Origin of the sequence: Streptomyces caniscabiei (assembly GCF_014930365.1) — a bacterium.
Classification (GTDB): domain Bacteria; phylum Actinomycetota; class Actinomycetes; order Streptomycetales; family Streptomycetaceae; genus Streptomyces; species Streptomyces caniscabiei.
On record NZ_JABXWI010000031.1, the window covers coordinates 15,878 to 33,757 of the forward strand.

The following is a 17,880-nucleotide window of genomic DNA, read 5'->3' on the forward strand; positions in this document are numbered from 1 at the left end:
TCATGTCTCAGGCCGATATCGCCCGCCTGTTGATCCCTGCGATGTTCGCTCTGTCGGCGCTGGGTGCGCTGGCGATGGCGTGGTGGGAGAAGCGTCATCCGAGCCGGTTCGAGCCGGTCGACGAGGAGGGGGCTGAGGGTGACGGGGTGGGTCGGCGTGCGGTGGAGCAGGCGGCCCGGATCAACGCCCTGCACCGCCCCTGACGCTCTGCACCCACCCGGGCTGCCCTGTCCCCGTCCTGTTCTGTGTGTTGCCTTCCGGAGGTGAAGGTCGTGAACGTTCCACTGGCCGTGGCCCTCGCCGCCGGCCTTGTCTGCGCGGCTGCCGAGTACCACCGGCGGCGCGCGCTTCAGCGGACGCTCGCTCGTGAGCGTGCCGCGTCCCGGCTGACGGCCGGGTGTCTTCACCGTGACCTGGATGCGTTCCGTGCCCGGGTCAGTGTGCTGGTCGCCCGCCAGGGGGCCGTGCACGGGGTGCTCGACGAGGCCGATCTGGTGCTCGACGAGGCGCTCGCTACCCACCAAGCCCGCCCGTTCGGTGGGGACTTTGATGATGTTGAAGGGGGTCCGGAATGACCGGGACCGATCCGCAGGCCGCCTACCGGGCGTGGACTGAGCATCCGTTCTACCGGTACCGGGGGTGCGCCCCGGACCCGGACAACCCGCGCCGGGCGGCGGGGGACTTGAGCCTGTCGCTGGACGCGTGGCACGGACCGGACACCGATGGTGGGGAGGGCGGGAAGGCGCGTCGGGCCCGGGAGGAGGCCGCGAAGCGGGTGTGCGGGGTCTGTCCGGTGCGGGAGTGGTGCGACGCGTACGCGTCCAGCGTGGTCGGGAAGGGTGAGACCGCGCGGTTGGCGGAGCCCCGGGGGGTGTGGGGTGGCCGTACAGCGTTGGAGCGGCACCGGGCGTTCATCGACCACCGGCACGAGGTGGCGGCCGCAGCCCCGACCGAGCACCTGCGGACCGATCAGAAGCAGGACGTCCTCCAGGCGCTGGCGGTGCACACGGATCCGTGGGAGGTGGCGCGGGCGGCCGGGGTGGACTTGCGGACCGCGTCGTGGCAGCGCTCGCGGATGGTGACCCAGTTCAGTCTGGACCGGGCGCACGCAACCCGGCGGGATCTGCTGCGGGCGGCCGTGGAGCGCGGTCTGATCGACGCGGCCCTGGTGGTCGACGACGACGGCACGGTGCCGGCGGTGCCTCCGCCGCCGCCCCGTATCCGCGGGCGTGCTGCTCGGGGGAGTTCGCGGGCGCGCGCGGAGGCCGCGTTCTGGGAGGGGACCGGGCAGCTGTCGCTGGACGACGTCCTCGAGACGGCCGCGCCCGCGCGCCCGGTTGTCGCCCTGTACCCGTCCGCCGTACGTCTGGAGGCAGCCGCGTGAACCAGCCCACCACCCCCACCAGTTCGATAACCGACCCCGGCGAAGAGGACCGGTCCGCCGTGCTGTGGGACGTCGAGCCTGCCGATGATCCGGTGGAGGCTGCGGCGGACGCCGTGGTGATGGCGGACCTGGTGCTCACCGGGCGGCACGTCTCGACCGCGGAGTACCTCGCCGGGCTCATGACGGCGGCCGCGTTGGACACTGCGGGCCGGGCGGACCGTTTGCCGCGGGATCTGTTCCCGGAGGGGGATCCGGAGTTGGTGCAGGCGGTGTGGGAGCGGGCGTGCGCGGTGACGTGGCGGGCGGCCGGCCTGCACTTCGCCTCCCGGGCGGATCCGGCGGTGTTGGCGAAGCTGCGGGCCGAGTTCGAGGGGGCCGGGTTCCACGCGATGGCGGGGACGACGGGGCGGGCGTTGTCGGTGGTTGAGCGTGCGGCGTCGGTGCATCCGGCGGACGGCCGGCCCGAGCGGGAGCACTGAAGCAGTGTGACAAGTCGTACGAACGACACGAGTTGAGAGGCAGGGGACAGGTGACGAGGTCAACGGGTAGGCTGAGCCTTGCGCCAGATATCCAGTCAGTTGCGGACCGGATGGACGGCACGGTCTGCACAACGTTGGAAGGCCCCGCTGCCACCCTGACGGGTGGCGGTCCTGGTGCTGGTAACACCGGACGCGGGACCTTGCGACACCACACCCGTTGCGAAGCGAATGAAGGTGCCGACATGGCAGAGAGTACCCGGAGTCCCGGGCTATCAGACAGTGGAACCCCAGCCACCGCCGTGAAGATCACACCGGCGGCACAGAACAGGGTCCCTGTCCCCACTACCCCCGCCGTCGCGTGACCGCGGTCGTCCGGAACCTGTTCCGGACCACGACTACCCCCGCCCGGCCCGCACGTCCGACGTACGACGGACAGCCGAAGCCTGGCGCCCTTGAAGGGGACTGCCTCTGCGGACGTGGCTCCGCGATCGGCACCTGCATCGTGACTGCCAACCGACTGGCGTTCCGCGCCTTCCACGAGTCGCCCGCGGCGTACCACTTGGAGCGCGTGACCAACTGGGTGTGCGTCGACTGCCTGGCTGATGCCGCTCTCGACGTCGCCAATGGCGTGGTGCGTGAGCGGATGCAGGAGCGGGCCCGGGAGCGTGCCGAACAGGTGAAGGGGCTGCGCCCCGGGGAGTGGATCGACCCGGACCCGGAGGGCAACTCGTGGCCTGTGGGAGGCGAGCGATGAGTGTCGAAGTCCTCCGGACGTACCGCTTTCGGTGCGACGCGGTCCAGTGCTCGGCATCCGTTCTGTCCGAGGCTGCTGAGGTTCCCCTCGACTGGTCGACCGTATCCAGCACTGCGCACCAGGTCCACGGTGTGCTGCCGTCCGTGAAGTCTGGCAGGGCCCGGCTCCGCGCCCTGGACCTGGAGAGCATGCGCAGCTTCGGTCGCTTCCAGCTTCACCTGTGCCCTGAGCACCCGAGCGCGTTCGCAGAGCACCAGCCGCGCACCGACAACCCGGGAGGCCAGGGCGTCGTCGTGTCCTGCTCCTGCGGAGACCAGTTGGGTCTCACGCCGAGGAACGCGAAGGCGACCTGGCTGAGGCACTTCCACGAGACTTCCCTCGCTGCTCGGGCGCAGGGACAGACCCCACCCACTGAGGGGGATCAAGTGACGTAGCCCTTCTGAGCGGGAGGTTTCTGAGCCCCTTGGCGGGGGCTTCACCCTCTACCGCTGGCCGCTGGTGTTGGCGCACCATGCGCGGCCTCGTACCACGGCTCCGAGTTGCTGCTCGGAGCCAAGGCCCGAACTTCGATCCGGTTTGGCGACCGGCCCGAGATTCGAGCGTCCTTCAGGTTCTTCCCGAACCACCTTCACCACCGAGCGGGCTTTTTCGTGTCCGCAGGACGGCAGGTACATAGTGCCTCAGCGCACGGCTAGTTGTCAGCTTCGCGTCCCCACACAGGGCGATTCGCGGCTTATCTCCCCCTACTCGGGTGACACCGGGTGCCCCCAGGTTCATCAGCCCGGACAGGGCCCTGACCTCGAATTCGAATGTGCGAGCGATTACAGTGACGTCCGGTTCGCCCTCGTGCACGGCACCTGCCAGGAGGTGGCTCACACCGCGTCGCGCCGGAGCGGACCGCGTCGGTGGCGTCGCGCCGTGGAGTGGCTGATCGCAGCCGGCCATCACCCGCGGGCGACCGCCACCACGCTCCGCGTCGCCGAGGACCTCGCCGACCGCATGGACTACACGACCGGACACGTCCGGTACTGCCTGGACGAGATGGCGGCCCGGCTCGACCTGTCGCGCGCCACGGTGAAGCGGCACGTGGGCTACCTGCGGGAGCTGGGCGCGCTCGCCTGGGTGCAGCACGGGACCCGGGCGAACATCCGCCGCTTCCTCGGCATCAAGGGCTACGCGGCGACCGCCACGGTGTACGCGGCTGTGATTCCGCCCGTGTACGACGAGGCGATGGGCCACACGGTCGTCGGCTCGGGGTATGCGGCGCGGATCGTGGTGGACCTCCGGGGCCGTCGCATCCCTGCTCCCCGTACGGTCTCGGCTCCGGTCGAGGAGGCTGGGTTCCCTGTGGATAACCGGGCTGTGGATAACTCCAGCTCGGCGGGCCTTGAGCCCCCTTCCCTCACTGTGGAGAAGGAAGAGGGAAAGCCAAAGGTAGATGGGGGGGAAGAGAACTACACCTCGCGCGAGCGCGCGAGCCGAGACCGCGCATCCATCCCCACCCAGAAGTCGTCGAAGAACCGCAGCAGCGGCCAGGGGACCGGCAGGCACGCCCTCCAGGTCGCCGAGGACATCCGCATCGCCCGCCAGGTCCGCCCCCTCGTCACCTGGACCCAGCGCGAGGGACTCCGCCGGCTGGCGTTCGCGCTGCGCCCGCTCATCGACCGCGGCCTCGACGCGTACGGCATCACCGGCTTCCTCAACGGCCTGTGCGACGGCACCCGCTGGCGGCCGAACGCCCCGGCGAACTACATCCGCACCGTCCTCGCCGACCGCCAGGAGCGCGCCGACCGCATCGAGGCCGCCCAGGCCGCCTACGAACTGGAGAACCCCACCCCCGGCGCGTTCACCGCCCGCATCGGCCAGCAGATCGACGTCATGGCCGCCCTCCGGCAAGGCATCACCCGCTACCAGCAGGACATGCGCGCCCGCGGCCACGACGACCTCTCCGGCGCCGACACCACCACCTGGAACGCCGAAGCCGACATCCTCGCCTTCCTCAACGGGAGCCCCTCATGATCACCGACCCACAAGTCCGTGGCACGGACTTCAACGCCGACGCCCCGATCCTGCTCAACGAGTGGGCCATCCGCTACGAACCCCCGCTTCCCGCGCAGAGCTACATCGTGCTTTTCGACACGGACCAGGACCGCGCATTCGCCGCTATGGACGCGCCGCTCGCCGAAGGCGAACGGCGCACCCTGATGTGCCGCGACGTCCGCTACACCCCTTGGGGCGTTGAGGGGGCACGGTCATGACCGACACCCCACCCTCCGAGTCCGGCGTCGACCTCGCTCGCGCGGCTCTCGCTGCCGTCCGCGCGGCCGCCAAGACCCGCCCCCTCCAGCCGGTCAAGCCCACCAGGGCCCGCCGGGTCGCGCGCACCGGCGGCCGGGACCCGCTCGCCCTGGGCTCCGCCATCACCGGCATGATGACCGAACGCGGTTGGGAACCCCCGGAGGAGGGCGGCAGCGTTCTCGACCAGTGGCCGGCCATCGCCCCCGAACTCGTCGGCAAGGTCGCGGCCGTACGGCTGGAGCACGACACCGGAGTCCTCCACCTCAAGCCCGTCTCTGACGCGTACGCCACCCAGCTGCGCCTGTTCCAGCCCCAGATCCTGCGCCGCATCCGGGAGAAGACCGGCACCCGCGCTGTACGCGCCCTGCGGATCCTCGCCCCCGGCGACACCCCGGCCGCGCGCGATGACACCGGCCCCCAGCCGACCGGCCAAGCGCCCGCACCAGAAGTACCGGTTCGAACCCGGGAGACCGCCTCAGCCGGATACCGGGCCGCCCTCGAGCTGTCCCTCGCCCACCGCCCGTCCCGGGAGCCGGCCGACCCGTACACCGTGGACGCCATCGCCCGACAGGACCAGGCACTCCGCGCAAAACGGCTGCCCGAGGACGAGCACGCCGAATACCTCGCCGAACGCGAGCGCCTCGAGCGGCAGGCCGGGCCCGCCCCCGGAAGCGTCGAGGCATCCCGTGCCGCCGCCCTCGCCTACAAGCAGCGCGAAGCCGCCGGACTCACCCAGCCCCGCCGCGCGTTCGACGTCGCCTGAGCCAGGGGAACACCCCGGCCGATCTGCGGGAACCTGTGCCCGACATCCCCCTCTCCCCCTGGAGAACCCAGATGACCCAGCCCCGCCGCTTCCACCTCCAGCGCACCACCGACATCACCGGCGTCTCCGGCACCGGCCGCGTCGCCGACGGCGTCCTCTGGCCCGACGGCACCGTCTCCATCCGCTGGCGCGGCGAGCGCCCGTCCACCGTGGCCTGGGACCGGCTCGCCGACGCCGAGCATGTCCACGGACACGGCGGCCACACCGTCATCGTCTGGGACGACCCCGCACCCGCCCCGGCCGGGGAATGCGAGCACTGCCCCGACGGACACACCCCCGCCGACAGCGGCTCCCAGCCGTGGAACGCCTGGGTGGGATCGGAACGCGACGGAGACGGCCAACCGCTGACCATCCACGTCGCACGTTCCGCCGGGGCGCACGTGGCCGAGGCCGACGCCGAATGGATCCGCGCCCGCCTCAACCCGGCCGAGGACCCCCACGCCCCGCAACCGCGCCCGTACACCGGGCTGCTCGCCCGAGGAGCGTGACCCATGGCGCAGCAGACCCAGTGGAACGGCGAGCCCTGCACCGCCATGCGCGTCAGCGTCGTCGTTGCCGACAGCAAGTTCTTTCCCGGGTACTGGGCCCGCGAGTTCATCGGCACCCGCAGGGATGCCGTCCTCGTCGAGTACGGGGGCAGCGCCTTCTACCTGGACGACCACGACGGCAGCGGATGGAACAAGGTCACCCACGGTGGGAGTCCCCGTTGGGGTCACCGGGACCTCGTCGTCGAACCCGGCAGCGTGCGGCCCAGACGTGGACCGGTCACCGACGACACCAGCACTCCCGGCGTGAACGATCCTCAGCCGCGCCCGCTGAACCGTGCCGCGCGACGGGCCCTTGCCCGCAGACAGCGCCGTTCCTGAAGGAGGCCCTCGCCTTGGACCACAGCACCACCCTCGGCATGTGCCTCCTCCACGCCGACTACCACCCCATGGAGCAGGACTGCTGGTCGCGCACGATGGACTTCTACTTCGAGCACCCGGACCTGACCGACGCCGAGCGCCGCGACCGGTACGCGCTCGAGGTAGAGCAAGCGATGCTCGACGCGCACATCCGCTCCCACGCCCTGGCCGCTTCCTGCTTCGTCCCGACTGCCTGAGATGAGACCGCCGATGACGACCACCATCACGCCCCCGCCCCGGGTTCGGCGCGAGACACCGGGCATACCGCGGGTCCCGTACCAGGGCCTGTTCCGTGAGCCGGTCTACGCCGACGGGCGCCCGTACGACTCCGACGACGAGGGCGAGTTCAGCACCGACGACTGAGCTGTTTTACGGCCGTAAAACTCCGACGACTGAACGGCTTCCGGCCTACTGATGATCATCTGGCAGGATGCTCCTCGTCCGAAGTACCGGAACCATCGGGAAGTAGTCGGAGAACCACATGCCGTACATCACCGTGCTCCTGAACCAGAAGGGCGGAGTCGGTAAGTCGACCATCACGGTCAACCTGGCCGCCGTCTATTCGGAGATCCTCGGCGGAGACCAGTCCGTAGCAGTCGTCTCAATAGACCCTCAAGGCACCAGCATCGAATGGGCCGACAGGGTCGAACAAGCTGGCCGCAAGGTTCCCTTCAGGGTCGTCGACGCCAGCGACAACATCGACAACCTGCGCCGCCTTCGCCGAGCCAAAGCCGACATCATCATCGTCGACACCCCCGGCTTCATGCCTCTCAAAGGCAAGATCTCCGACGAGTCCATCGACCCCCTCGGAGACGGAACCGTCGGCGACTCCCTGCGCGCCATCCTCGACATCGCCGACGACGTCATCGTCCCCGTAGAAGCGGAAGGCGCCGGCTTCACCCCCACCAAGACGACCATCCAACGAGTCGTCCTCCCCCGGCAGATCCCCTACGGCGTCCTCATCAGCAACTGGGACCCCCGCGACAGCACCGCGGACCTCGAGAAGACGCAGCACATGGTGAAGAAGACCGGCTGGGAGCTGTACAACACGACCATCCGCCACTACAAGCCGCACGCCCGCGGCATCACCAGCGGACGCTTCTGCACCCAGTACGAGGCCAACCGGGTTGCCGCGAACGCCAAGCAGGACTTCATGGCCCTGGCCCTCGAACACCAACTCCGCCGCCAGAAGTACGTAGGAGCACGCTGATGGCCCCGCGTGACGACTTCGACGACTTCTTCGGCGACGACGATGACACCCCCGTCATCGACACCCGAGCCGACGGGCGCCTCTACCGTGTCCCTGTCGGCCGTCTCGCCGCGAACCTGGTCAACCCCCGAACGGACTTCGGAACCGAAGACCAGCTGATCGACCTGGGTAAGAGCCTGTCCCGGCGGCAGAACCAGGCATGCCCCGTCGTGTCCCGCGGCGCCTACCTGAAGCTGTGGCCCGACCACGATGACCGCATCGGCGACATCGACTACGTCCTCGTCAGCGGAGAGCGACGCTTCCGTGCTGCCAATGCGGTCGGGCTGCTGGCGCTGGACTGCGTCGTCAACGACGACGTGGCCGCCGACCGCCGGACGTTCATGGAAGCTGTGGTCTCCGAGAACGTCGACCGGCAGAACTTCGACCCCATCGAAGAGGCCTACGCGGTCCAAGCCCTCGTCAGCGAGTTCGGAACCAACCGGGCTGTTGCCCAGCACTTCGACCGGGTGGACGGCTGGGTCACCCAGCGCGTCCTGCTGACGCATCTGCACCCCACGATGCAGGACCTGGTGCGGAAGAAGGCCATGCCTCTGGAAGCGGCTCGGAAGCTCGGCAAACTCGCCCGGGACGGCAACTGGGACGAGGGGCAGCAGGCCGCGTGGTGGGAGCAGGAGCAGGATCGCCGGGCCACGGTGGCGCAGGCTCGCTCGGAAGCGAAGAACGCCGCGCCGGGCCCGGTGCCTGCGGCGGCTCCTGCCTCAGCAGCTGCACCCGCAGATGCTGAGGCAGGGGAGGCGAGTTTTACGGCCGTAAAACCGTCCCCGTCCGTTCCCAAAACCGCGCCCGCCGCGTCGGCCCCTGCCGCGTTGGAGGGGAAGAGTTTTACGGCCGTAAAACCGCAGGGCCCACCGGCGACCTCTGACGAACCACAGGAGGCGATGCCGACGTCCCCGGAGCGGGTTCCCGAGCCCCGTTCAGTACAGAACGGCGATGACGGGCGGCCCGACTCCTTGGACGGGCAGGAGCGTCGCCAGACCAAGATGCCGTGGGGGGACGGTGACGCGTGCGCCGACATCATCATTGCGAAGATGGCCCGGCCGGAGCGTCAGCGGTTGATCGACCGGCTTCTGGAGTATCAGCGGGCCGAGCGGGAGCAGCCGCCCGTTCCGGCGCGCGCCGGCTGACACGATGAAGAACGGTCCGGCTCCCGCTCGACGGTGGGGGAGCCGGACCGTTCTTCATGCCCGATCGATTCCGGTCGTGTTCGCCCCGGTTGGCCGGGGTTTTTCTGTCACCCAACCGGGTGATCTCTGTGCGCGCGGGTTCCGTTCGCGCATTTATGCGGGGTTGGGTGACACCAGCCACCCCCCACCTGGGCGGGCGGCCGCCGGGCCGGGGGACCGGGCACTGGTGGTTCGCAGCCCTCCGCCGCCTGCCCTCCGGCCTCGCGCGGCCGCTCGCACTGCCCGCGCGGTCGCAGACCGTCCGGACGGTGTGGACCGGGAGGTTTCTCCGGTTTGGCCCGCGTGACGAGTTGTCTGGCTAGACTGCCGTCATCTGACGGGCATGCGCTCGTTGAGGTCTCACAAGCCCCCGCGAGGGCACGGTCGCGTTGTCGGCAAACTCCGCTCCCCGTGCGCTGAACCTCGGCGGGGGCTGACTCATGTTCAAGGAAAACCGCTGGTGGTTGCCTGGTGTGACGAGGTCGGCCGGATCTGTACACCAAGGCGGTTATAGGTAGCGCCAAAAGTTGCCCTTGCCTTACCAATACGCGCTTTCTGGTGTCACAGTGGCGGTCTGCGCGGGCGGACTGGCAGCCGCTGGCGTAGACCATTGGCCCGGGAGTGGTGTCCCCCCTCGGGCGTGCGACCACCTTCCCGATCTGCCGGAGGAGCGGAGACGCCCCGATGTCCGCAGCAGAGCCTGTCCGCACCCCCGACGTCGTGATGAACACGGCGGGCGGCGCGGCCGTAATCCCCCTCCATGACCGAGTCCGCAGGCAGGCAGGACGGGGGCCGCAGATGAACGAGGGCCCTGAGGCCGGTCCGGGGGGCAGTAGTTCGCCGGAGCTCCTCGCCGAGCACATCGAGACGATGTTCAACGAGCTGGGCCATTCCCTGACCGAGGATGAGACGGCGGAGGTGTACGCGCTGACGCTGACGATCGTGCGGGGGATGCTCGAGGGCGCGGTGGAGGAGGGGATCGTGGACGCAGGCCAGCGGGGGGAGTTGGACGCGCTGCTCCGCGGTCTGCTGGACGTCCCCCGCGCGGTGGGGTGAATATGCCTGAGGCTTACCCGAGGTAACTCTATCGTTGAATTTTCAGCAACATCACATTGCGCTGATCATCAGACACAATCAGTTCAACTCCGGCCACTTACGTGCCACCATGGGGCGTCCGGAACACCCGGAGCACACACCTCCGGCCTCCGGCGCGCGCCCCTGCACGATCACGCACCGGCTCCCCGCGCCCCCGAGGCCGCCACAAGGGGACGGGGGACGCCCATGAGCACCGCTGGCGAAGACACCGACGACACCGCGAAGAGCCGCCTCCGCATTCTCAACAAACACTTCCGCGAACACCCCGTCACCGGCCCCGAAGGCCACTGCGTCACCGGCCCCGGCTCCCGGCCCACCCCGGTCACCCCCGGCCTGCCCTACCCGGCCCGCATCACCGAGCACATCGACCGCTCCGTCGCCGAAGTCGCCGCTCACACCCGCGCCGTCAACCCCGAAGCCGGGCCGCTCCCCGCCCGCGTCGAAGCCGTCTACGACTGGTACCGCGAGCACACCGCCAACGCGCCCACCGCCGAGCAGCAGCGCCGCGACACCATCGTCTACCGCCAGCGCCTCGAGCACGCGATCGCCATGGGCGACACCAAGGTGATCCGCCCTCACCGCTGCCCCGGCTGCCGCACGTTCGGCCTGATGTGGGTCCACGAAGCCCAGCGCGCCGTGTGCACCAACGCCCGCTGCACCACCAAGGCCGGCCTCTCCAGCTCCTTCAGCCTCGCCCGCCTCGCCTACGTCCACATCGCCGCCCAGTACCGGGCCGAGAATTCTGTTCGAGTTCATGCAACCTGAACCGGGGTAGGCGGGTCTCACTCAGCACCACCAGCACCACACCACCACCACCGGGACCTCCCCCAGGGTCCACCCGTATCGGCCGCCGGAGCTGCGAACGATGGCCGCCGTACATGGGAGGCCACGTGGCCGTCACCTCGCTCAGCCCCCACCTGCCCGCCTCCGACCTGGTCACCCTCACCGAGGCCTCCGAGCTGTTCCGTGAGACCGGCCACGAGGCCACCGTCCGCACCCTGAAACGCTGGTGCGTGAAGCACGGCATCCAGGTGGAGCGTGTGCAGCGCGCCGACTGCGCCTCCTGGAGCGACCTCCTCGTCATCCACGCCCGGGAGGTCGACGCCCGCGAGCGCGGCAGATCCTGAGAGCCGGCCATCAGCCGAACACAAGCCCTGGCCCCTGAGCGGGTCGGGGCTTTCCTCATGCCCACACAGTCAGAACCATTGCTACGCAATGGAGTATGGGTTAATGTGGTTGTGCAGACACCGACAGGCCCACCCACGACGGGCTGACGGAGCAACCCCACCCCTGGAGCGCCGCCATGGCCGTGATGACGCACGCCCACACCCAGCCCACCACCGCCAACTACCGCGCCCTCACCCTCGACCAGCAGGACAAGTTCGACCGGCTCATGGAACTCGCCGACGACACCGCCGACCACGGCGAATACACGGCTCTCATGCTCGCCGCCGCCTACGTCGCCGGCCTCGACATCCCCTACGGCGCCGAAATCCGCAAGTGCGGCTGCTCCTGCTACTGCGGCCACATCTTCAACGCCGCCGACCCCGACGCCCACGTCATCGAGGAAACCGGCGGCTACAACCTTGGCCGCGTCCAGTGCCCCACCTGCACCGACCGCCACCGCGAAACCGCCTGACTCAGCGCGCCACCAGCAGACGCCGCCACACGGGAGACCCACATGCCCAGCACCGCCGTAGGACAACAGCAGGCCCTCGACATACCGCAGGAGAAGCCGAACGTCGCCGACTACGACGTCATCCTGGTCGCTAGCAGCGCTGGTAAGGACTCGCAGGCGATGCTCGACTACGTGGCCGAACTGGCCCGGGAGGCGGGCGTCAGCGACCGCGTCACGGTCCTCCACAACGACCTCGGCGAGGTCGAGTGGCCGGACACCGCCGAACTGGCCCAGGAGCAAGCCGAGCACTACGGCTTCCGCTTCGAGATGCGCCACCGCGAGCAGGGTCTCCTCCTGGACCAGATCCGTGACCGGAAGGCCAGCCTTCTGCGGCGCGCGGACGAGGCCGAGGAGGAGGGCGACCTGGAGAAGGCGGAGAAGCTGCGCGCAACCCCGGCGTGGCCCTCATCGGCCGCCCGGTACTGCACGTCCGACCAGAAGCGCGCCCCAGGCCGGAAGCTGATCACCGAGTTGGTTGCCGAACTGGGCATCAAATGGACGGGCAAGCCAGCCCGCCCAGTACGCCAGGCCAAAGTCCTGTACTGCCTCGGAATCCGCGCCCAAGAGTCCAGCGGACGCCGTAAGAAGCCCGCCATGGAGCTGGACAAGGCCGCCACAACGGGCGTGCGTGAGGTGACCACCTGGCACCCGATCCTCACCTGGACCGAAGACGACGTGTGGGCCCGGATCAAGGCATCCGGTGTCCGCTACCACTGGGCCTACGACCAGGGCATGAAGCGCCTGTCCTGCTCCTTCTGCGTCCTCGCCACCCGCGAAGACCTCACCTGCGCCGCCCGTCTCCGCCCGGACATGGCCCGCAAGTACCTCGCCCTCGAAGAGGAGATGGGCCACACCTTCAAGGCCGATCTGTCCATGGCCCAGATCGTCGCGGCGGCCGAGACAGCCGCCTGACCCACCCCGGCTCCCCGGCCGCGCACGACACGCCTCTGCGCGGCCGGGTGACACAACCCGCACAGGAGCCCCTATGCGCAGCACCACCCACATCCTCCGCCTGACCGCCCACATCATCACCCACCGCGGCCTCCACACCGGCGACCAGTTCGCCGACCACAACACCGGCCGCCTCGACATCTGCGCCGCCATCTACCTCGCCACCGGCCCCTACGACCTCCCCGACCGCCTCAACGTCCCCGACCAGTTCTTCACCGACGAAGGCCACGCCCTCGACCTGATCGAGGCCAACCCCCAGGCCATGGCCGCCATCCGGGCCGTGTCCGCCGCCATCACCAACTACGCCGTCCCCGACACCAACGGCCAGCCCGACGTCATCGAGCACGTCTCCAACTGGGTCCGCACCCCACCCATCGGCTGCACCCGACCGCCCAGCATGTCCGAGGTCATCGGCTGCATCCTCCGCGCCGCCCACCAGGCCACCAACACCCCCAACGCCGCCTGAAAGGGGCACCCGCCGCCATGACCATCCAGACCCTCGCCACCGCCGTCAGCCCCTTCGCCCGCGACCCCTTCTACGCCCTCGGCGTCGCCGACGCCTACGACGAACACCGCGCCGGCGAGAACGTCCACACCCTCAAGCGGCGCGCCGAGGACATGCTCGACGCCGACACCCACGGCTCCGTCCCCGCCGAGCTGTACCTCATCGGCTACGCCAACACCGTCATCGGCATCTTCAACAGCCACATCGCCGGCATCGGCGCCGAGACCGAGGTCGCCCAGACCTGGCTCGCCCGCAAGCAGGGCCGCGAGACCTCCACCCTCCACACCCGCCACCGCAAGACCCCCAACCAGCGGTAGCCCGCCCGTACGGCCCCACCCCCGGGGCCGGCCGCCACACCCCCCACCCCGTCAGCACCAGCACCGGAGCAGCACCGCACCACACCACCCGAACCGCAGGACGGAGACCGGCCATGGCCCGGACCACCACCAGCAGCGCACGCAAGACTGCCGCGAAGAAGCCGCCCGCCACCCGCAAGGCCACGGCCAAGAAGGCATCCGCCCGGCCGGCCGCCAAGGCCCGGCCTGCGCCCGTCGACCTCCGCCACCCGCTCCCCGTACGCAGGCGCGTCTTCGTCGGCCCCATGGGCGCCCACGAACAAGCCGCCATCCGCGCCGCCCTCGCCTCCGCCGCCGCCCGCCTCCCCATCCCCGTCCGCGCCTGGAACGGCCCCACCGCCCACCTCGACAACGGCACCGTCCTCACCCACACCCCCCAACACGCCACCACCGACCAACCCCCCCAGTTCACCGCCCACATCCCCTGCCGCCACGGCGCCACCCACCAGCACCTCATCCACACCGCCCGCGACCTCGCCGCCGCCCGCACCGCCACCAACCGCTGCGACGGACTCCACGGCGCCACGCCCCCGAAGCCGGCCGCCATCCTCCAGCTCCGCGAAGGCATCCAGCGGGCCACCGCCTCCGCCGCCGACACCCAGCCCCTGTCCCGCAACGACATCGACACCGGCCTCGCCGCCCGCGCCGCAGCCGACACCGACCGCCCGAAGGAGAACCCCCAGCCGTGAGCGACACCGACCGCATCGAAGAACTGTCCGACACCCTCTACGACGCGTTGTACGCCATCACGCCGTACGCCGAGGCCTACTTCGCCGACGAGTCGGAGGGCTTGAAGAACGCCGTCGGCGCGGTCCTGGACCACGCGGCCGCCAGGGAGTGGATCGACAAGCAGATCGAGCAGACCGGCATCCGGGCCATGGACTTCCGCAACGGCATGCAGATGGAACTGGAACCGGCCCGCGAGCTCCTTGCCCACCAGGTGGCAGCCGCCCGAGCCATGCTCGGTGACGCCCCCAACTACACGGAGACCAAGCTCGAGTACGACGTGAAAGTCGCCGAATCGCCCGAGCTGTACACCATCGTCATCCAGCGGCACGCCCCTGGCGCCCTCACCCCGCACGAGGCCCGCCAGAAGGCCGAAGCCCGCGTCGCGGAGCTGGAGGCCGAACTGGAGCGGCTGCGCAGCCAGATGCGCGAGGCCCGCGATGGCTGAGCACACCCCCGGCTACATCGCCGCCCTCGCAGCAGCCCTCCACCAGGCCAACATGGACGCCCTGCGCGCCGCCGAGAACGGCGACAACCAGCTCGGCGTCGCCATCAGGAAGCACCCCGGGCTCCGGGCCTGGAACGGCGACCTCCTCCGCGTCGGCCACCTGCCCAAGACGCCCTTCGCCGTCGAATGCAACGCGCTCCTCCCCGACGACAAGCACGTCGAACTCGCCCACCACGAACACGTCCACATCGACCCCGACCTCGGGCAGTGGCTGTTCTGCCTGGCCGACGCCGACGGAGCCGTCCCCATCACCATCGCCGTCATCCAGACCCGCATCGACGACGAGGACTACGAAGACGCCGAGCCCGGCCCCGGGGCCAAGGCCGCAGCCACCCGACGCGGACTCACCCTCGCCCAGTACCTCGCTAAGAAGAACGCCGGCCTGAAGTGGTGCCGAGCCTGCAAGGAATGGCGCCCCCTGACCGACTACAAGCCCAGCACCAGCACACGCGACCGAGTCCGACCCCTCTGCACACGGCACAGCACACCCCGGCAACCTAAACCCATCACCCACGGCGCCAACGGGTACCGGCGCGGCTGCCGCTGCCCGGAGTGCCGGGTTGGACACGCCGAGTACCAGGGGTTGCAGCGCGCCCAACGTCAAGCGGATCCCACCAGGGCGGACCGCGCAGGACACGGGAAACGCTCCACCTACATCAACTACGGCTGCCGCTGCTCTGCCTGTCAGACCGCCCACTCCCGCTACCTGCGGACTCGCCGAGAGCAGATCCGAGCCCAGAAAGGGCCCAGCCAGTGACACACGCCCCGCACACCGCCCTCGTCCGGGCCCGGTCCTGGCGCCTGGAACTCCCCGCCGAGCTCACCCTCATCAACGCCAACGACCGCATGCACCCCGCGAAACGCTCCCCCTACATCAAGGTCATCCGCAACGCCGCATGGGCCATGGCCCGCCACCACAAGATCCCCCCGCTCGAGCGGGCCCACGTCTTCTACGTCGTCCACCCCGACACCAAGGCACGCCGCCGCGACCCCGGGAACTGGTCCCCCTCCGCCAAGGCCGCCGTCGACGGACTCGTCGATGCCCACGTCCTCCCCGACGACGACCACACCCGCCTCCTCGGCCCCGACCCCCGCATCGGCACCCCGGTCAAGGGATCCCAACTCGTCCTGTGGATCACCGACCTCGACCAGATGACCGACCAGCACATCGCCCTCCTCAACCCGCCCACCGTCCTTTCCGGAGCAGCCGCATGAACACCACGACCGCCCGCCACGCCGGCCGCCGCGCCAGGACGCATGCCGCGCCCACCGTCATCACCAGCCGCCGCCCCGAACCCGTCACCGCCAGCTGGGAGAATAGGGCCGCCTGTTACAACCGGCCCGAGGGCTGGTGGGACGGCGAGGACCCGGAGCTGACCGCGAAGGCGCGCGCCGTGTGCCTGTCCTGCCCGGTGCTCGCCGAGTGCCTTGGGGACCGTATGCGCCAAGAGCGGTCGGTGATCTGGTCCAGGGCGACCGTCCGCGCGGGCCTGACGGGTGCGGAGCGGGTGCAGCTGTTCCTGGACGAGCGCGAGCACGGCCCGTACGACGCGGAGGAGGCCCGCCTGCTGGCGCTGGAGGCAGTCGCCGAGGGCCGGTCGGTGTCGCAGGTCGTGGACGACGCGGAAGCCGGGGTGTCGACGGTGCGTCTGGCGCAGCGGCTGGCCGGGGAGGACGTGCCCGTGGTGAAGCCGCCGTCTGCGGTGGAGCTGCGTGGGGGGACGGCCAAGGAGCGGGCGTACTCGATGGCGCAGGAGATCATGGAGTGGCATGCGTCGGGCATGACGAACACGGCGATCGCGGCCCGGCTGGGGACAGGGCGCAGGACCATCCAGGATCTGATCCGATCGTTCTCCGACCTGGCGGCCGCCGGGCCGGACGAAGGAGGCCAGACCGATCCGGTGGTGGCCGGTGCTGGTCTGCTGGAGCAGTTCCTGGCCGAGGGGTACGACACGGACCTGACGGCCGACCAGCAGGTCGCGGCGATCGTCATGGCGGTCGGGCGAGGGATGAGCTACCCGCAGGTCGACGAGGCCCGGCGGTTGGTGAAGGGGTACACGGCGTCGTTCATGTCCCGGCAGCGCAAGCGCTACGCGCGCCAGGGCCGGGAGTTTCCCCTGCAGCCCGGGGCCCACCGCGGTCTGACGGCCGAGCAGGTCCTGAGGATGCGGGAGCGGTACGCCAAGGGCGGCGTCACCGATCTGGAGCTGTCCTTGCAGTACGGGGTGCCGAGGAACGTGGTGAGTCACGCGTTGAGCGGGCGGAACTACAGGGACGTGGGTGGTCCGATCCGGGCCGGCCGGAGTGAGGAGTCGCTGGCGGCGTCCCGGGAGCAGATGTGTGGGCATGCGGCGAACTCGCGTGCGGCGATGACGCAGAGCGAGATGGGGGAGGTGGCCTGATGGCCGGGGAGACAGTCATGACGGTCGTAGGCCACCTGGTGGACGATCCGGAGCTGCGTTTCACGGCGGGTGGGGCTGCGGTGGCGAAGTTCCGGGTGGCGTCGACGCCACGCACGTACAACAAGCAGACCCAGGCGTGGGAGGACGGGGAGAGCCTGTTCCTGCCGTGCTCGGTGTGGCGGCAGCAGGCCGAGCACGTGGCCGAGTCCCTGACGAAGGGCATGCGGGTGATCGTGCAGGGGCGGCTGCGGCAGCGGTCGTACGAGGACCGTGAGGGCGTGAAACGCACGGTGCTCGAGCTGGACGTGGAGGAGGTGGGCCCGTCGCTGCGGTCGGCGACCGCGCGGGTCACGAAGGCTGGTGCCGGTGGCGGTAGAAAGGCGTACGAGGAGGCGCGTGCGGCGTCGTCTCGGGAGGGCCTGGAGGATCCGTGGGCCCCGGGCGTACCGGGTGCAGGGCAGCCGGCTCCGTGGGATGCCGGGCAGGATGAGCCGCCGTTCTAGGTGGGGGAGTGGTGTGGAGGGGTCTGGCCGGTGGCCGGGCCCCTCCTTCTTGTGTCTGCCACCGACACTCGAACCATTGC

General features: G+C 70.1%; 27 protein-coding genes. All 27 read left to right on the top strand.

Features of this window, described 5'->3' with window-relative positions; genetic code table 11:
• Positions 1-2 precede the first annotated feature (2 nt).
• The 27 genes from HW837_RS44910 to HW837_RS45040 all read left to right on the top strand — a co-directional run bounded on the left by HW837_RS44910 (position 3) and on the right by HW837_RS45040 (position 17,800).
• Positions 3-203, top strand: a complete 201-nt coding sequence (locus HW837_RS44910) for a hypothetical protein (protein ID WP_193382918.1) — start codon at positions 3-5, stop codon at positions 201-203.
• Positions 204-263: 60 nt separating this feature from the next.
• Positions 264-575 (top strand): hypothetical protein, encoded by a 312-nt coding sequence (locus HW837_RS44915; RefSeq protein ID WP_193382917.1) that lies wholly within the window; start codon positions 264-266, stop codon positions 573-575.
• A complete protein-coding gene (locus HW837_RS50535) occupies positions 572-1,384 on the top strand; it encodes a WhiB family transcriptional regulator (protein ID WP_193382916.1) in 813 nt (270 codons plus the stop codon). Before HW837_RS44915 ends, HW837_RS50535 begins: the two co-directional genes overlap by 4 nt.
• The gene (locus tag HW837_RS44925; RefSeq protein WP_193382915.1) at positions 1,381-1,863 is read left to right on the top strand and encodes a hypothetical protein; all 483 of its coding nucleotides are present in this window, start codon (positions 1,381-1,383) and stop codon (positions 1,861-1,863) included. The genes HW837_RS50535 and HW837_RS44925 overlap by 4 nt, the downstream gene beginning before the upstream one ends.
• A gap of 502 nt (positions 1,864-2,365) precedes the next feature.
• A complete protein-coding gene (locus HW837_RS44930; RefSeq protein WP_193382914.1) occupies positions 2,366-2,617 on the top strand; it encodes a hypothetical protein in 252 nt (83 codons plus the stop codon).
• Positions 2,618-3,535: 918 nt separating this feature from the next.
• On the top strand, positions 3,536-4,636 hold the full coding sequence (locus HW837_RS44935) for a cell wall protein (protein WP_193382913.1): 1,101 nt from the start codon (positions 3,536-3,538) through the stop codon (positions 4,634-4,636).
• Entirely contained in the window at positions 4,633-4,875 is a 243-nt protein-coding gene (locus HW837_RS44940) for a hypothetical protein (RefSeq protein WP_193382912.1), read from the top strand. Before HW837_RS44935 ends, HW837_RS44940 begins: the two co-directional genes overlap by 4 nt.
• The gene (locus tag HW837_RS44945; protein ID WP_193382911.1) at positions 4,872-5,678 is read left to right on the top strand and encodes a DciA family protein; all 807 of its coding nucleotides are present in this window, start codon (positions 4,872-4,874) and stop codon (positions 5,676-5,678) included. The genes HW837_RS44940 and HW837_RS44945 overlap by 4 nt, the downstream gene beginning before the upstream one ends.
• Before the next feature lie 71 nt (positions 5,679-5,749).
• A complete protein-coding gene (locus tag HW837_RS49385; RefSeq protein ID WP_237270674.1) occupies positions 5,750-6,226 on the top strand; it encodes a hypothetical protein in 477 nt (158 codons plus the stop codon).
• A gap of 3 nt (positions 6,227-6,229) precedes the next feature.
• On the top strand, positions 6,230-6,604 hold the full coding sequence (locus HW837_RS44955; protein WP_193382910.1) for a hypothetical protein: 375 nt from the start codon (positions 6,230-6,232) through the stop codon (positions 6,602-6,604).
• 14 nt (positions 6,605-6,618) lie between these two features.
• Positions 6,619-6,840 carry a hypothetical protein gene (locus HW837_RS44960; protein ID WP_193382909.1) on the top strand — a complete coding sequence of 74 codons (222 nt, stop codon included), beginning with the start codon at positions 6,619-6,621 and terminating at the stop codon, positions 6,838-6,840.
• A 13-nt stretch (positions 6,841-6,853) separates the two neighbouring features.
• Complete coding sequence (locus tag HW837_RS44965; protein ID WP_193382908.1) at positions 6,854-7,006, top strand: hypothetical protein; 153 nt, start codon at positions 6,854-6,856, stop codon at positions 7,004-7,006.
• Between the two features lie 118 nt (positions 7,007-7,124).
• Entirely contained in the window at positions 7,125-7,853 is a 729-nt protein-coding gene (locus tag HW837_RS44970; RefSeq protein ID WP_193382907.1) for a ParA family protein, read from the top strand.
• Positions 7,853-9,037 carry a ParB/RepB/Spo0J family partition protein gene (locus tag HW837_RS44975; RefSeq protein ID WP_193382906.1) on the top strand — a complete coding sequence of 395 codons (1,185 nt, stop codon included), beginning with the start codon at positions 7,853-7,855 and terminating at the stop codon, positions 9,035-9,037. The genes HW837_RS44970 and HW837_RS44975 overlap by 1 nt, the downstream gene beginning before the upstream one ends.
• Positions 9,038-9,874: 837 nt before the next feature.
• Complete coding sequence (locus HW837_RS44980) at positions 9,875-10,132, top strand: hypothetical protein (RefSeq protein WP_193382905.1); 258 nt, start codon at positions 9,875-9,877, stop codon at positions 10,130-10,132.
• 225 nt (positions 10,133-10,357) lie between these two features.
• Positions 10,358-10,936: a hypothetical protein gene (locus HW837_RS44985; protein ID WP_193382904.1), complete on the top strand. Its 579-nt coding sequence runs from the start codon at positions 10,358-10,360 to the stop codon at positions 10,934-10,936.
• Between the two features lie 125 nt (positions 10,937-11,061).
• Entirely contained in the window at positions 11,062-11,298 is a 237-nt protein-coding gene (locus tag HW837_RS44990; protein WP_193382903.1) for a hypothetical protein, read from the top strand.
• A 176-nt stretch (positions 11,299-11,474) separates the two neighbouring features.
• Complete coding sequence (locus HW837_RS44995; RefSeq protein WP_193382902.1) at positions 11,475-11,810, top strand: hypothetical protein; 336 nt, start codon at positions 11,475-11,477, stop codon at positions 11,808-11,810.
• 42 nt (positions 11,811-11,852) lie between these two features.
• On the top strand, positions 11,853-12,761 hold the full coding sequence (locus HW837_RS45000; protein ID WP_193382901.1) for a phosphoadenosine phosphosulfate reductase domain-containing protein: 909 nt from the start codon (positions 11,853-11,855) through the stop codon (positions 12,759-12,761).
• A gap of 73 nt (positions 12,762-12,834) precedes the next feature.
• Positions 12,835-13,266, top strand: a complete 432-nt coding sequence (locus HW837_RS45005) for a DUF6197 family protein (RefSeq protein ID WP_193382900.1) — start codon at positions 12,835-12,837, stop codon at positions 13,264-13,266.
• A 17-nt stretch (positions 13,267-13,283) separates the two neighbouring features.
• On the top strand, positions 13,284-13,622 hold the full coding sequence (locus HW837_RS45010) for a hypothetical protein (protein WP_193382899.1): 339 nt from the start codon (positions 13,284-13,286) through the stop codon (positions 13,620-13,622).
• Positions 13,623-13,735: 113 nt separating this feature from the next.
• Positions 13,736-14,350 carry a hypothetical protein gene (locus tag HW837_RS45015; protein WP_193382898.1) on the top strand — a complete coding sequence of 205 codons (615 nt, stop codon included), beginning with the start codon at positions 13,736-13,738 and terminating at the stop codon, positions 14,348-14,350.
• Positions 14,347-14,835, top strand: a complete 489-nt coding sequence (locus HW837_RS45020; RefSeq protein ID WP_193382897.1) for a hypothetical protein — start codon at positions 14,347-14,349, stop codon at positions 14,833-14,835. Before HW837_RS45015 ends, HW837_RS45020 begins: the two co-directional genes overlap by 4 nt.
• Positions 14,828-15,652 (top strand): hypothetical protein, encoded by an 825-nt coding sequence (locus HW837_RS45025; RefSeq protein WP_193382896.1) that lies wholly within the window; start codon positions 14,828-14,830, stop codon positions 15,650-15,652. The genes HW837_RS45020 and HW837_RS45025 overlap by 8 nt, the downstream gene beginning before the upstream one ends.
• On the top strand, positions 15,649-16,110 hold the full coding sequence (locus HW837_RS45030; protein WP_193382895.1) for a hypothetical protein: 462 nt from the start codon (positions 15,649-15,651) through the stop codon (positions 16,108-16,110). The genes HW837_RS45025 and HW837_RS45030 overlap by 4 nt, the downstream gene beginning before the upstream one ends.
• The gene (locus HW837_RS45035) at positions 16,107-17,297 is read left to right on the top strand and encodes a WhiB family transcriptional regulator (protein WP_193382894.1); all 1,191 of its coding nucleotides are present in this window, start codon (positions 16,107-16,109) and stop codon (positions 17,295-17,297) included. The genes HW837_RS45030 and HW837_RS45035 overlap by 4 nt, the downstream gene beginning before the upstream one ends.
• Positions 17,297-17,800 carry a single-stranded DNA-binding protein gene (locus tag HW837_RS45040; protein ID WP_193382893.1) on the top strand — a complete coding sequence of 168 codons (504 nt, stop codon included), beginning with the start codon at positions 17,297-17,299 and terminating at the stop codon, positions 17,798-17,800. The genes HW837_RS45035 and HW837_RS45040 overlap by 1 nt, the downstream gene beginning before the upstream one ends.
• Positions 17,801-17,880: the final 80 nt, after the last annotated feature.

Coding starts and splice junctions, on each gene's coding strand:
- HW837_RS44970 (WP_193382907.1), top strand. CDS start 7,125: ATGCCGTACATCACCGTGCTCCTGAACCAGAAGGGCGGAGTCGGTAAG.
- HW837_RS44945 (WP_193382911.1), top strand. CDS start 4,872: ATGACCGACACCCCACCCTCCGAGTCCGGCGTCGACCTCGCTCGCGCG.
- HW837_RS50535 (WP_193382916.1), top strand. CDS start 572: ATGACCGGGACCGATCCGCAGGCCGCCTACCGGGCGTGGACTGAGCAT.
- HW837_RS44910 (WP_193382918.1), top strand. CDS start 3: ATGTCTCAGGCCGATATCGCCCGCCTGTTGATCCCTGCGATGTTCGCT.
- HW837_RS45035 (WP_193382894.1), top strand. CDS start 16,107: ATGAACACCACGACCGCCCGCCACGCCGGCCGCCGCGCCAGGACGCAT.
- HW837_RS45010 (WP_193382899.1), top strand. CDS start 13,284: ATGACCATCCAGACCCTCGCCACCGCCGTCAGCCCCTTCGCCCGCGAC.
- HW837_RS44965 (WP_193382908.1), top strand. CDS start 6,854: ATGACGACCACCATCACGCCCCCGCCCCGGGTTCGGCGCGAGACACCG.
- HW837_RS45015 (WP_193382898.1), top strand. CDS start 13,736: ATGGCCCGGACCACCACCAGCAGCGCACGCAAGACTGCCGCGAAGAAG.
- HW837_RS44975 (WP_193382906.1), top strand. CDS start 7,853: ATGGCCCCGCGTGACGACTTCGACGACTTCTTCGGCGACGACGATGAC.
- HW837_RS44995 (WP_193382902.1), top strand. CDS start 11,475: ATGGCCGTGATGACGCACGCCCACACCCAGCCCACCACCGCCAACTAC.
- HW837_RS44980 (WP_193382905.1), top strand. CDS start 9,875: ATGAACGAGGGCCCTGAGGCCGGTCCGGGGGGCAGTAGTTCGCCGGAG.
- HW837_RS49385 (WP_237270674.1), top strand. CDS start 5,750: ATGACCCAGCCCCGCCGCTTCCACCTCCAGCGCACCACCGACATCACC.
- HW837_RS45000 (WP_193382901.1), top strand. CDS start 11,853: ATGCCCAGCACCGCCGTAGGACAACAGCAGGCCCTCGACATACCGCAG.
- HW837_RS44940 (WP_193382912.1), top strand. CDS start 4,633: ATGATCACCGACCCACAAGTCCGTGGCACGGACTTCAACGCCGACGCC.
- HW837_RS45040 (WP_193382893.1), top strand. CDS start 17,297: ATGGCCGGGGAGACAGTCATGACGGTCGTAGGCCACCTGGTGGACGAT.
- HW837_RS45025 (WP_193382896.1), top strand. CDS start 14,828: ATGGCTGAGCACACCCCCGGCTACATCGCCGCCCTCGCAGCAGCCCTC.
- HW837_RS45005 (WP_193382900.1), top strand. CDS start 12,835: ATGCGCAGCACCACCCACATCCTCCGCCTGACCGCCCACATCATCACC.
- HW837_RS44985 (WP_193382904.1), top strand. CDS start 10,358: ATGAGCACCGCTGGCGAAGACACCGACGACACCGCGAAGAGCCGCCTC.
- HW837_RS44955 (WP_193382910.1), top strand. CDS start 6,230: ATGGCGCAGCAGACCCAGTGGAACGGCGAGCCCTGCACCGCCATGCGC.